Source organism: Rhodococcus sp. JG-3 (assembly GCF_000482405.1).
Lineage (GTDB): Bacteria > Actinomycetota > Actinomycetes > Mycobacteriales > Mycobacteriaceae > Rhodococcoides > Rhodococcoides fascians.
The window spans coordinates 4,352,308-4,364,013 of the sequence record NZ_KI519398.1 but is presented as its reverse complement, the minus strand read 5'-3'; the positions used below and the strand labels follow the sequence as shown (position 1 = coordinate 4,364,013).

Below are 11,706 nucleotides of genomic sequence, written 5' to 3'. Positions count from 1 at the left end.
TTCGCGATGCTCGACTTCGCCGGCACACTGCACGATTGGTTCGTAGACGGACGACCGTTCGGTGTGGCCACTGTCGTGGCGACCTCAGGCAGCGCGGTGCGGGACGTCGGTGCGGTCATGGCCGTCGACGCCGGTGGTACCGCTCTCGGCGGGGTGTCCGGCGGATGCGTCGAAGGTGCAGTGTTCGATGCGGCAGTGTCGGCGGCGACGGGTGGACTCGTCGACCGCCTGAGGTTCGGCGTCGCGGCCGACGACCCGTTCGCCATAGGCCTCACCTGCGGCGGAACGGTCGACGTTGTGGTCGACAGGGTCGATCGAGACAGTCGCCCGCACTACGCAGAACTGTTGGCGCGAATAACATCGCGATCGTCGGTTGCCGAGGTCACGGTCGCCTCCGGTGCTGCGGGCGGACACCTCGTGGTGACTGCCGACGGTTCGTCCGGCTCCATCGGACACCCGGTGCTCGATGAGCGAGCTGTATCGCTCGCTCGGGTGATGTTGTCGGACGGTGCAAGTGGACTGCGGGAAATCGACGTCGACGACGACATCGTCGAGGTCTTCGTGCGATCGTTTCGGGCCCCACCGCTCCTGATCGTCTTCGGCGCGCTCGATCTCGCCGACGCCGTCGCCCACGCAGCAACCATCGTGGGCTACCGCACCGTGGTGTGTGATGCCCGGCCGATATTCGCTACGGAGGAGCGCTTTCCGCACGCCGACGAGGTTGTCGTGGCGTGGCCGCACGAGTATCTGACGGCCCAGTGGGACAAGGGGGCGATCGACGACACCACCGCCCTGTGCGTGCTCACACACGATGCGAAGTTCGATGTCCCGTTGCTCGACGTCGCAGTGCGCACCCCTGCCGGTTACATCGGCGTGCTGGGCAGCCGTCGAACGCACGAGGACCGACGTGAACGTCTTGTCGACAGAGGTGTCGGAGAGGACTCGTTCGCGCGGTTGTCGTCGCCTGTCGGTCTCGACATCGGCGGACGCACCCCTGGGGAGACCGCACTGTCGATCGTCGCCGAAATGGTTGCGGTGTCCAACGGGCGATCGGGCGGGCGTTTGCGTGACGGCACCGGTCCGTTGCACGGCAGCGCCGACCGTGGCAGCGAGGCTCAGCGTGGCGCGGTCAACTGCGATACGCGCACTGCGCCGGCAGTTCCGAGCATCAGCACGCCGGTCGCGATGGTGAAGGCAATCGAATAGGAGCCGCCGATGGCAGGTGCGACGATCAGTGGGCCGAGTACCTGCCCGACGCCGTAGACCGCGGTCAGAGTCGCCGCGGTACGGCCGACGGGAAGCGTCTGCGCGGTGGTCATCGTCAGCATCGTGATGCCCATGAACGTTCCACCGAACAGCAGCGCCGAAAATACTGCGGCGACGGGGTTCGCCGTCAAGGCGGGAAGTACTGCGGCAACGGACTGTAAGGCGAACGCTGCTACCAGAGCTTCGCGCAGGCTGGTTCGGCGTGCCACCCCTTGCCACAGCACCGTCGCCGGCACCGCAGCCAATCCCACGACGATCCACACCGCTGGACCCACCGACGTGCTGCCGTGGCCACCGACCGCTGCCACGAGAAACGTGCCGACGACGATGTAACCGAGGCCCTCGAGGAAGTACGCGACGAGCAATGTCCGCCACACCGTGCGGGTTCCGGCGTTCACCTCGCCCGCCTCGGACCGCCCTGCAGGCTCGGGGTGTACCCGAAGCGTCCACGCCGGGGCGACTAGCACCGCGGTCAGTATCGCCGAGCACAACCACAGCGCCTCCCACTACAGATGTGGTCCGGCGAGCAACGTCAGAATGCCCGACGCTGCAATACCTGCACCGACGCCGCCGAATGCGATTCCTGGTGACGCACCGTCGGCTCTGTGCTCGGTGACGGTGCTCGCGCAGGCGATGAACACGGCGGCACTCGCCAGGCCGGCCAGGAACCGCAGCGCCGAAAACGTTGCGGTGGAATGCACTGCAGCCATCGCCAATTCGCTTGCGATGAGCACGAGCGTCCACAGCCTGAACGACGTCGTCGTATTGATCGACGGGCGCACCGACAACACGATCGCGCCGACGAGGTAGCCGGCATAGTTCGCGGTTGCGATGACGGCACCGCTGCTCGGGGTCACCTCCGCCGCGTCGACCATGATCGGTAGCAGCGGCGTGAACACGAATCGTCCGACGCCCATCGCGGCCGCGAGTCCGGCCGCGGCAGCGAACGATAATCGACAGCCGTTCATTGCGATCGCCCTCCTAAGTCGTTAGCCGCGCCAACGGTACGCGTTGGATCCCCGTCTCATCGAACCGAGCAGCAGGGAACCGATCGCACCACCGGTGCGTCCAATACCTGATACCGACTGTGGGGGACGCATGAGTGAGACGAAGTACACCGACGCAGAACGACCTATCTGGGTCCCGTACTGGCCGAACACGTTGGGCCGCCTGTGGCAGGCCGTCATCGCGATTGTCGCGGTGGTAGCCATTGCGATCTATCGCGGACGGCTCGAGGTGCACGGAAGCGACAATGGGCACACGATCGGATCGATCGCTCTACTTGCCCTCATGGCTTGCGTTTGGATCGGGCTCAACGACAACGTGATTCGATGGGGAATCCCCGTCCGATTCGTTCGGCGCGTCGAGGACCACGCGCTCGGTAGCGGCGTCTGCATTCCGCCTCGGACCGCCAAGCTCTGGTTGATCACGGTCGCGTCCCTCTTGGTGTCAGGAATGGGGGTCGCCCTGTCGAAGAGTGACGTGTTCGGCGCGGCCGGTATGCCGATTGCTGGAATTGCCATCGTTGTACTGGTGGCGACGCTCGGCTTCCGCAGCAGCGTCGAACTGCGCTTGTTCGCGGACGGATTTGTCAGACGCAGACGGTCGTGCATGTTCTTCTTTCCGCGCACCCACGACATCCTCGTGCGCTGGGACGATGTGGAGCAGTACGAGGCCTCGACGTACCGAACGTCAGAGAAGCGGGGGAGTGGGTTCACCGAGCCCGTACTGTACGTCCGAGCGACTGGGCTCGATATCGAGCGTCCCCGCGACCGGCTGGATCAACCGGACCGGATGGCGATTCGCATCCATTTGCTCGCAGCCGAGCCGAATGCCGTTCTGGCATTGATGAAGTGGTGCACCGACGGCCCGGTCAACCGGATTCGCATGACCGGCTACGACTCACCCGACCTGCTGGTGCCACCACCGCTTCGTGAGCGACTGGAACTGTCGCGGTCCTAGCTTCGGCACGGAACCGATAACGGGCTCGCTGCGTCAAACCCGATGACGCCGATTCACCGGGCGTCGATACGGTGCGACTCGGGGGAGCGTCATGACAGTGAATGTGGATCGAGTGATCCTGCGGCAGTTCTCGAATGTGCTGTCGGGAACGGGGGAGGTGATCGCCGAGTTGGACACCCTCGCCCCGTTCCGAGCATCCGAGAATGCGCTGCAGGGTACCGACTTTCGCGCAGCGTGTGCGGCAGCGTCCGCAGCGGCTGCGGGAGCTGTTGCCGCTCTGGCAGGCCGAGCCGAATGCGTTGCGGACATCGCCCGTGGTGTCGCGCAGAACTACGAGATCACCGACGACGACCTTGCCCGCCGCCTCGCTGCGATGGACCAGCCGAAATGACCCCGACCGTGCCGCACGTCGCCGGCTGGGAGCCGCAGTCGATGCGCAAGACGATGATCGAACTGGCCGAGATAGTCGAACGCGTCAACGGCCAACGAACCGGGGTCTTGGAAGAGCAGGACACACTGGCCGAGACGTGGACCGGCGAGGCGGCACGCGCCGCAGCCGATCGCGTGGTGGCCGAATGCTCCCGGATGAGCTCCGTCTGCAGTGAAATCGACTCGCTCGGAGCTGCATTCGAAGGTGCGGCCGACATCGTCGAGGCCGCCCAAGCGCACGTGCGGGCTCAGGTGTCGGCGGCTACGACGAGCGGGTTCGCGGTACGGGCCGACGGTGTGGTGAATCCCGAAGGGATGATCGCGCTGATTCCCGACAGCCTGGGTGACGAGAAGACGCGTCGAGCCGACGAACTGCGTTCTGCAGCAAATCAATTGACCGAGGACATCCAGAGTGCTCTGCGCCAGGCCGAGAGTGTCGCTCTCGACGCTGCGCAGCAGCTGGCCGAGCCCACCGAGGTGCTGACGGCGCTCGCCCTCGACAATCCCACCGGAAAGTTCGTCGAGAACCCGGACGGGTCGTTCTCCTGGATGCCGGACTGGCCGCCGACCATCGCGGCGTCGGTCGTCGGAGGCATGGCCGCCGTGACAAGGCGGGCGCTGGAAATACCCGGTGTCGAATCCGTCGACGACGTTGCCAAGAACATCGGACGCGGGCTCGGGGTCTTCGGAGTCGTTGCCGGTGCGATTCCCGGAATTGCGGGAAAAATCGACGAGGGCGTGAACCCGGCCGAGGCCGTGATCGTCGAGGCGACGCCGATAGTCGCGGGAGCAATTACGACCTGGGCGTTCGGAGCCGTGGGTGGCATGGCGGGTTCCATTTTTCCGGGGCCCGGCACGGTGGCCGGCGCTGCTGCCGGGATCGCACTGGGCCAAGTCGTCAGCTACGGCGTGGAGAAGTTGTTCGAGGCGGCAGGAAAATGAGCGAGATCAGAGACGATCGCACGCCACAGACCGAGGACGTGCTGCGTAAGAGCCTGGTAGCACAGAAGTATCCATTGTGGGTGCGGACGTGGCGCAGTGTTCACCTGGGTTGGCTGGTAGCTCTCGGGGCTTCGTCTGCATTCCTTGCCGCGACGATCGTGGCTCCGGTTCTCCTGTTCGAGACGCTTTCTGGGGAGACCGTTCTCCTCGTGTCGCCGCTGGTGCTCGCGGTGCTGATGCCGCTCACAGCGGCCGTGGCGTTGTCCGGCATCGGGTCTGCGCGGCTGTCGCTGTTCGTGCGACCGGTGACTGTCGCCGGAGTCGGCCGAGGCGTGGCAGTGCCGGGGCGGGGGACTGTGTTGTATCGCAGCGGAATACTCGCATTCGCGTTGGTGTCCGGCCTGTCCTACATCCACTGGGGAGGAGACGCACGGGTAAGTACGACGCGTCACGACCTGAGCGTCGTAATCATGTCGCACTTCGGCGCTCCGATATGTCTGCTGTTTTTCGCACTGAGTGTGCTCGTCGTCAATCGGACCCGAATTTCACTGCATCCCGATGGCCTCGTGGAGGAGATCTATCGGCGCCGCGGATGGAAGGCCACCACTGCAATCACGGTTGTCCCGTGGGACGGGATCGTCGAGCTGCAGCCGCGGACGCATCCGAATCCTGCGGTGTCGCATTCACATTGGTACCCCACCATCCGAGTCGTGTATCGCGACCCTGCCGGTGGAACGGATCAGGTGCTGGTCCTGATGGCGTGCGAGAAGAAGGTCGAGCCCAACGCACTGCTGTCCGTACTGCAGTGGTGTCGGGCCAATCCCTGGGGCCGTGCGCAGCTTGCCCACGACGACGCGCGAGAGCTACTGCGACCGCCTCGATTCCTCGATCGCATCGAAGCAGACCGAGCGGCGTCGATGTCGGGTCGACGGGACGTCCGGTGACAACTCAGGAGCAATCGATGCAGAGCGTTCTGCAACAGCAGGATGTCGAGCTCGTGCCCGTACATCTCGACGAATGCGCAAGGTTCGGTCTGGAGCTCCCCGCGCTGCCGGGGTGGGATCTCGTTCCTGCGCATCTGTTTCCGCACGCCACCGCGGTGCTGTGTTCTCCGACAGATGCGGTCGACGGATTCGTTCCCAACGCGGCAGTCTTGACCGGAAAGTTGACGCGGTCACTCGATCCGCAGACCCTGCTGGCATGTGGGTTCGGCGACTCTCGGGCACTTCCGGAATGGATCGACGTCAGCTACGACCGTGAACCGTTCTGCGGTCTACCGTCCGTTTCGATTGCGGGTCGGTACGACTGGGACGGTCGGACGCTGTTCGCTCGGACTAGGTATGTCGTGGTCCACCACATCGTCGATCAGTACCTCGTCCAATTGACGGTCACCTTGCCGGAACGGGTCAGGTCTCGATTGGCTTGGGCAGCAGACGAATTCGTGGACGAGGTTCGTATCGGGAGAAACTAGGTCGTAGGCAGCCTGCGCAGTTCCTCAGCAACGTCATCCGTCGTGCAGATGGATTCGACGATGCCTTCGAGCTCTGCTGCATCCTCTTCTCCCACCAGGCGGGCAATTTTGGCTCTGATCCCGCCGTAATTCATCGGGAAGTGGTCGACATCTCCGACGGGATTCGGGGTCGAGGCAGACATGGCAGTTCCATCTCGGAATTCGATCGTCACCTCGGCAGCCCGGCGCTCGGGTAGAAGCTCATCGAACTCGCCGGCCGAGGAGATATCGACCCGGGCGCTGAATTGTTGCGCGCGAGAGAAAGTGGGACCATCCGGATCGAGCGCGTCGACGTCGATCGCGTCGGACAAGAACGCAGCAGCGACGACGAACGGTAGCGAGAACATCGCGCCGAGGCGAGTGCTCGGATTGCGTTGGAACAGCGGCTCCGCCAGTGAATGTGTACGCACGACGACCCTTGCGATGTCGTCGGCTGACCAGTCGGCATGGCTGCGCAGACTCCGCACGGTGTCGATGGCGGCATGTGTGTAGGAGCAACTCGCATGCTGCTTGGAATAACCTTCGAGAGTCAGCCATCGCTCACCGAGATTCTCGGTGAGCTTCGCCAGATCCAGCGTGCCGATGATCGAGCCCAGTGAATGCTCGATCGCACCGGTGTTGCCCACCACACCCGCACTGGCCAGTCGTGCGGCGTTCGTACCGGCCCGCGCCGCACCGCCGATCCAGAGGTTGCGTGCAAAGTTACCGTCGAGCACCACAGCCCACGGCGCTACCTGCACCAACGCCGCGGACGAATCGATCGCTGCAGCAATGGCATCGCGGTCGCATCCGTGAACGACGGCGGCCGCAGTCGCCGCACCGGTCGCACCCCAATGCCCGTGGGTGTGCCATGCACTGTTCCGCGTCAGCGCATAGCCGAACCTGGCCGCCACTTCGTATCCGGCGACAACGGCGGTGAGGAAGGTGGGACCGGAGATCCGCTGGGGTGCACGTCGCGCTGCTGCAATCGCTGCAGGCACCACGTGCGCGGCGGGGTGTCCAGAGGCGTACTTGTTGCCTTCGTCGAGTTCGAGGCAGCACGAGGCAATAGCGTCGAGTTCGGCAGCCGATTCGACCGTGGTGCCGTGGGGTCCGCCGAGCGGGTGCGTCGAGCCGGGCTCGGCGTTCCAGTGGGCGCGTACTCGTGTCATCTCTGTGGTGCGCGCCCCGGCGAGTGTCACGCCCAGCAGGTCCAACAGAACGAGCCGTGCGCGCTCGACGAGGTTGTCCGGCAGGGGCCGGCCGCGAAGTATGTCGACTGCTTGGGCGAGCCGCGCGACGGAGGCGACGTGTTCCGTTGAGCGAAACGACAATGAACCGTCCATCGGTGAAGGTTAGAAGCAGATGGCTCTGATCGTCAATGACACAACTGATATTGCCTGGACTGTTACTCTGACTACATCGCTTAGCCGTGAACTGGGTCGCTCCACAATGTTCCGCTTGGCGAAACGAATGCATTGCTGACGTGATCGGCGCGCTCAGCGAGTAGAAGGAGACAATCAATGTCCGATCAACTCCTCGATGCCGTCCAGCAGGGCGTGCACACGGTGGATCTCGGGAGACAATTGCGAGTGGGAATGCCGCAGTCGCCCAATCACCCGCAGTTCTGGCACACGCTGCCGCGCAGACACGGGGACATGACACGGTCGGACGGCGGTAGTGCAGCCAACGACATGATCACGACGGGTACCCACGTCGGAACCCACATCGACGCGCTTGCGCACGTGAGTCACAACGGGAAACTGCACGGCGGTGCCGACGCGGGCCAGTCCTGCCTCGGTGGAAAGTACGTGGAGCACGGCGTGCACACCATCGCACCGATGATCCGGCGCGGTGTACTGCTGGACATCCCCAGGCTTCTCGGTGTCGGTCGCTGCGACGGAGGTTACGAGATCACGGTCGACGATCTCGAATCTGCCTGCGCTGCACAGTCGGTCGAGATCGGTACCGGCGACGTAGTGCTGATTCGCAGCGGCTGGGGTCAGCTCTTCGACGAAGGCCTGCCCTACGTCGGAGGCCCTTCCGGCGTGCCGGGGGTCAGCGAAGCCGGGGCTCAGTGGCTCGCTGCCCTGCAGGTGCACGCGGCTGGTGCCGACACCATCGCGTTCGAACGACTCGCCCCCGGCGGAGGTCACGCTCTCCTGCCCGCACACCGAGTGCTGTTGGTGGAGAGCGGAATCTACATCATCGAAGCGTTGGACCTCGAAGAATTGTCGCGTCAGGAGATCTTCGAGTTCACGTTCCTGCTGGTGCCGCTGAACATCTTCGGTGCAACCGGCTCGCCGGTTCGCCCTCTGGCGGTGACGTCCGCATGAGTGAACTCACCCTCGCGCAGCAGGTGGCGCGGTTCGCTGTGAACACGCGATACGAGGATCTGCCGGAAGATGTGGTGGCCTCGGTCGGTATGCGCGTTCTCGATACCCTCGGAATCGCGGTCGCGGCCACGGACCTCGATACCAGCCGCGCCGCCATCGCATGGGCGTGCGAACAGGGTGGCACTGCGACGGCGACAGCCATCGGAGTCGACGTCGCGCTACCGCCCATGCTCGCCGCATTCGTCAACGGGGTGCTCGCGCACTCCTTGGACTTCGACGACACACATCTGCCCTCTATCCTGCATCCGAGCGCCAGCGTGGTTCCCGCTGCCTTGGCTGCTGCCCAGGAACACGGTGCCGACGGCCGCGCCCTGGTGCGCGGCATCGCAATCGGCCTCGAGGTCTGCGTTCGGCTCGGCATGGCAGGCTTCGACCCGGACGCCAAGAACTCGGTGTTCTTCGAGCACGGCCAACACGCAACCTCCATTTGCGGCGCGATGGGTGGTGCCGTAGCGGCTGCCGTCATCGGGGGTGCTTCCGAGACCGGGATCGTCGACACCATGGGCATTGCGGCGTCGATGGCATCGGGCATCATCGAAGCCAACCGCACCGGCGGAACCGTCAAGCGCATGCACTGCGGGTGGGCCGCGCATTCCGCACTGTCGGCCGCGGGACTGTCCAGGCACGGGATCACCGGCCCGCCGACGGTCCTCGAAGGCCGGTTCGGGTTCTTCCAAGCCTGGTTGCACGAACCGGGCCGGGCAAACGAAATAGTCGCCGGACTCGGTACCGAGTGGGCGGTTCCGGGCATATTCTTCAAACCGTATCCCGCCAACCACTTCACCCATGCCGCCATCGACGCAGGGGTTGCGCTACGCAAGCGCGGAATCGTGTTGGAGGACATCGGCACATTGGAGCTGGGTGTCCCGGCCGCAAACCTGCGCACGATCGGTGAACCGATCGAGGTCAAGCGCACTCCTGCGACCGGTTACATGGCTCAGTTCAGCGGCCCGTACGCCGTGGTCGTCGGACTGCTGGGCGGTGGGGGACTCGGTGCCGCTCTCGAGGACTACTCCGACGAGTTGGCCAACGATCCGCAGCGGCGGGAGTTGATGGCAAAGGTCTCGGTGGTGCCGGATTCGCGGTGCGACGCCATTTTCCCCCATCAGTTCCCGGCGGTCCTGACGGCCACGATGACCGACGGTTCCGTACTCGTCGAAGAAGTCCTGACGACTCGCGGTGGTCCGGAAAGACCACTGTCGTTCGAGGAGGTGTCGGCCAAGTTCACCAGCAACGCGCAACAGTTCCTGAGCGAGACCGAGCTCGGTGCGTTGGCCGGTCGTTGCCATGCACTCGGCGACTTGTCGAACATCACCGAACTGCTTGCGCCCCTGACGGTATCGAAGAACCAGTAGAGGCGCTGCACCGCCCAGTTCTCGGCTGGGCGGTGCAGTAGTTCGGCTGATTACGCGCGAGCCAGGACTTCCCGAGCTCCACGAACCACGGCTTCGTCGACGAATCGGCCGGAGTCGTCGACCGTCGGTCCTCCGTGAGCTGCGTCGTACAGCTTGAGCAACCTCCGAGCGGCGTTCACATCTTCGTGGGTGGGTGTGAGTGCGGCGTTGATGATGGGCACCTGGCTGGGGTGCAGTGCTGTTCGGGCTCGAAAGCCCATCTCGACAAACCGTGCGGTGGTGGTCTCGAAGCCGGCGAGGTCTCGGAAGTCCGTCGAGGTGGGTGCGATCGGGGCTGCGATACCAGCTGCAGCGCAGTCGATCACGATGCTCGTGCGGATTCCGTCGATCACCGTCGCCGTGTCCTCGGAGCGGGTGATGCGCAGGTCTGCCAAGAGGTCGACCTCGCCTATCCCGAACGTGCGAATTCGGTTGCAGCGGGTCATCTCCGGCAAGGCACGCAGTGCGTGGGCGGTTTCGACGAGACCGATCAATTCGACATCGGGGAGCCCTCTCTCGGAGAGGATTCGGTCGGCATGGGTGAGCGAATCCACCGAACATTTTGCAACCATGATGCCGGTGATCCCCACCCTGCCTACCGCGTCGAGATCCTCCTCGAGGAATTCGGGGGTGACGCGAACCCACACTTCGGTGGCGGTCGGCTCTGTGATGTCGAGCCACTGCGCGACGTCGTGGCGAGCTCGTTCCTTGTACGGCAACGGAACTGCGTCTTCGAGGTCGATGATAACGGCGTCGGCCGCGCCTCGTACTGCCTTGTCGAACAGCTTGGGCTTGACCGCAGGAACATAGAGAAACGACCGGGCGGAGGACAGTGTCATCGGCTTGTACGAGCTTCCAGGATCTGGGTGATCGATGTCGCGGCGGCGACCACCTGGCGGGCATGAATCATGTGTTCGTCGTCCGCCGAGGACGAGTAGCGGAAGGCCGGACCGGACGAACTGACAGAGCCGAGTACATGTGCGGCCCCGTCGAAGAACGGTGCCGCAATGGAGGCAGCTCCGGTGTTCCGCTCGTTCGTGGAGGTAGCGTACCCATTGGTTCGGATGTCCTGAAGTCCTGCGTGGAAGCGACTTTCGTCGGCATCGGGGGAGTGTGCCCGCAGCTCTTGGAAGGCTTCCACCGCAAAGCGTTCGGGCAGGAAGGCCAATATCGCGCGGCTCGATGCTCCTGAGTGCAAAGCGTACTGGGGCCCGATCTCGACCACCATCTTCACCTCTTGCGGGCTCTCGTACTGGTCGAGGTACACGCGTCGATGTCCGACGAGGACCGACAGAGTTGCGGTCTCACGGGTTTGAGCGCGCAGGGAACGCAGGACCGGGGCAGCGACGGACCTGACGTCCAGCTGGCTCCACGCCTTGGTTCCGAGGCCGATAGCCGCAGGACCGAGGGCGTATGTCGACTCTCCCACGACCGGCTGCACGATCGAGCGTGACGCCAGCGATTGCAGGATTCGGTGAACGACAGCTTTGCTCAGTTCGAGTCTGCGCGCGATCTCCGAAACCCCCAGGGCCCGATCGGATTGTGCGAAAGCAATGAGCACATCGGCGACGCGATCTGCCGACTCCGTGCCTGTCGATGTTTCCAGTACCGGCTTGCTGACCATATGTGTCACCTTTCGGATGTGCCTGCGTTCCGCTGGGCGAACCATACCCGTAACAAGAATTTGACGAAAGGTCCTGTTCTGAGCGCGTGATGCATGACATACTCGGTTCCAGCGAGAAAAGTCATCAATCTGATGGTGCGCTCAGCGGAACGATTGAGTTCCGCCCTCTTGTTCGACTCGGCGCCGGTGGGTGCGGAAGGCAGA

Annotated in this window: 11 protein-coding genes and 1 pseudogene; 8 read left to right on the top strand and 4 right to left on the bottom strand. The window is 64.2% G+C overall.

What is annotated here, in order from left to right:
• Positions 1-6: 6 nt before the first annotated feature.
• A complete protein-coding gene (locus K414_RS27690; protein ID WP_081701647.1) occupies positions 7-1,206 on the top strand; it encodes an XdhC/CoxI family protein in 1,200 nt (399 codons plus the stop codon).
• Here the strand turns inward: K414_RS27690 and K414_RS27685 are convergent.
• A pseudogene (locus tag K414_RS27685) lies at positions 1,116-2,141 on the bottom strand (YbfB/YjiJ family MFS transporter). The gene K414_RS27690 and the pseudogene K414_RS27685 sit on opposite strands and share 91 nt — an antisense overlap.
• Before the next feature lie 223 nt (positions 2,142-2,364).
• On the opposite strand from K414_RS27685, the gene K414_RS0121865 reads away from it, so the two are divergent.
• The 5 genes from K414_RS0121865 to K414_RS29210 all read left to right on the top strand — a co-directional run bounded on the left by K414_RS0121865 (position 2,365) and on the right by K414_RS29210 (position 6,070).
• A complete protein-coding gene (locus K414_RS0121865) occupies positions 2,365-3,228 on the top strand; it encodes a hypothetical protein (protein WP_027497872.1) in 864 nt (287 codons plus the stop codon).
• A 91-nt stretch (positions 3,229-3,319) separates the two neighbouring features.
• Positions 3,320-3,619, top strand: coding sequence for a hypothetical protein (locus tag K414_RS28350; RefSeq protein WP_051365237.1), 300 nt, complete (start codon positions 3,320-3,322; stop codon positions 3,617-3,619).
• Positions 3,616-4,599 carry a hypothetical protein gene (locus tag K414_RS0121855; RefSeq protein ID WP_027497871.1) on the top strand — a complete coding sequence of 328 codons (984 nt, stop codon included), beginning with the start codon at positions 3,616-3,618 and terminating at the stop codon, positions 4,597-4,599. The genes K414_RS28350 and K414_RS0121855 overlap by 4 nt, the downstream gene beginning before the upstream one ends.
• Positions 4,596-5,543: a hypothetical protein gene (locus K414_RS29215; RefSeq protein WP_027497870.1), complete on the top strand. Its 948-nt coding sequence runs from the start codon at positions 4,596-4,598 to the stop codon at positions 5,541-5,543. Before K414_RS0121855 ends, K414_RS29215 begins: the two co-directional genes overlap by 4 nt.
• 17 nt (positions 5,544-5,560) lie before the next feature.
• Positions 5,561-6,070, top strand: a complete 510-nt coding sequence (locus K414_RS29210; protein WP_161631821.1) for an LpqN/LpqT family lipoprotein — start codon at positions 5,561-5,563, stop codon at positions 6,068-6,070.
• Here K414_RS29210 and K414_RS27670 read toward each other — a convergent pair.
• Positions 6,067-7,434 carry an MmgE/PrpD family protein gene (locus tag K414_RS27670; protein ID WP_051365235.1) on the bottom strand — a complete coding sequence of 456 codons (1,368 nt, stop codon included), beginning with the start codon at positions 7,432-7,434 and terminating at the stop codon, positions 6,067-6,069. The genes K414_RS29210 and K414_RS27670 overlap by 4 nt on opposite strands.
• A 177-nt stretch (positions 7,435-7,611) precedes the next feature.
• On the opposite strand from K414_RS27670, the gene K414_RS0121835 reads away from it, so the two are divergent.
• Both K414_RS0121835 and K414_RS0121830 read left to right on the top strand, forming a co-directional pair.
• Positions 7,612-8,424, top strand: coding sequence for a cyclase family protein (locus tag K414_RS0121835; RefSeq protein WP_027497869.1), 813 nt, complete (start codon positions 7,612-7,614; stop codon positions 8,422-8,424).
• On the top strand, positions 8,421-9,839 hold the full coding sequence (locus tag K414_RS0121830) for an MmgE/PrpD family protein (protein ID WP_027497868.1): 1,419 nt from the start codon (positions 8,421-8,423) through the stop codon (positions 9,837-9,839). The genes K414_RS0121835 and K414_RS0121830 overlap by 4 nt, the downstream gene beginning before the upstream one ends.
• Positions 9,840-9,889: 50 nt before the next feature.
• Here K414_RS0121830 and K414_RS0121825 read toward each other — a convergent pair whose 3' ends face one another.
• Complete coding sequence (locus K414_RS0121825) at positions 9,890-10,717, bottom strand: CoA ester lyase (RefSeq protein ID WP_037219486.1); 828 nt, start codon at positions 10,715-10,717, stop codon at positions 9,890-9,892.
• Complete coding sequence (locus K414_RS27665) at positions 10,714-11,502, bottom strand: IclR family transcriptional regulator (protein ID WP_032384779.1); 789 nt, start codon at positions 11,500-11,502, stop codon at positions 10,714-10,716. Before K414_RS27665 ends, K414_RS0121825 begins: the two co-directional genes overlap by 4 nt.
• Positions 11,503-11,706 lie beyond the last annotated feature (204 nt).

What these genes read in the sequence shown, in the direction of transcription:
- K414_RS27690 (WP_081701647.1), top strand. Translation starts at nt 7, where the DNA reads ATGCTCGACTTCGCCGGCACACTGCACGATTGGTTCGTAGACGGACGA.
- K414_RS0121865 (WP_027497872.1), top strand. Translation starts at nt 2,365, where the DNA reads ATGAGTGAGACGAAGTACACCGACGCAGAACGACCTATCTGGGTCCCG.
- K414_RS28350 (WP_051365237.1), top strand. Translation starts at nt 3,320, where the DNA reads ATGACAGTGAATGTGGATCGAGTGATCCTGCGGCAGTTCTCGAATGTG.
- K414_RS0121855 (WP_027497871.1), top strand. Translation starts at nt 3,616, where the DNA reads ATGACCCCGACCGTGCCGCACGTCGCCGGCTGGGAGCCGCAGTCGATG.
- K414_RS29215 (WP_027497870.1), top strand. Translation starts at nt 4,596, where the DNA reads ATGAGCGAGATCAGAGACGATCGCACGCCACAGACCGAGGACGTGCTG.
- K414_RS29210 (WP_161631821.1), top strand. Translation starts at nt 5,561, where the DNA reads ATGCAGAGCGTTCTGCAACAGCAGGATGTCGAGCTCGTGCCCGTACAT.
- K414_RS27670 (WP_051365235.1), bottom strand. Translation starts at nt 7,434, where the DNA reads ATGGACGGTTCATTGTCGTTTCGCTCAACGGAACACGTCGCCTCCGTC.
- K414_RS0121835 (WP_027497869.1), top strand. Translation starts at nt 7,612, where the DNA reads ATGTCCGATCAACTCCTCGATGCCGTCCAGCAGGGCGTGCACACGGTG.
- K414_RS0121830 (WP_027497868.1), top strand. Translation starts at nt 8,421, where the DNA reads ATGAGTGAACTCACCCTCGCGCAGCAGGTGGCGCGGTTCGCTGTGAAC.
- K414_RS0121825 (WP_037219486.1), bottom strand. Translation starts at nt 10,717, where the DNA reads ATGACACTGTCCTCCGCCCGGTCGTTTCTCTATGTTCCTGCGGTCAAG.
- K414_RS27665 (WP_032384779.1), bottom strand. Translation starts at nt 11,502, where the DNA reads ATGGTCAGCAAGCCGGTACTGGAAACATCGACAGGCACGGAGTCGGCA.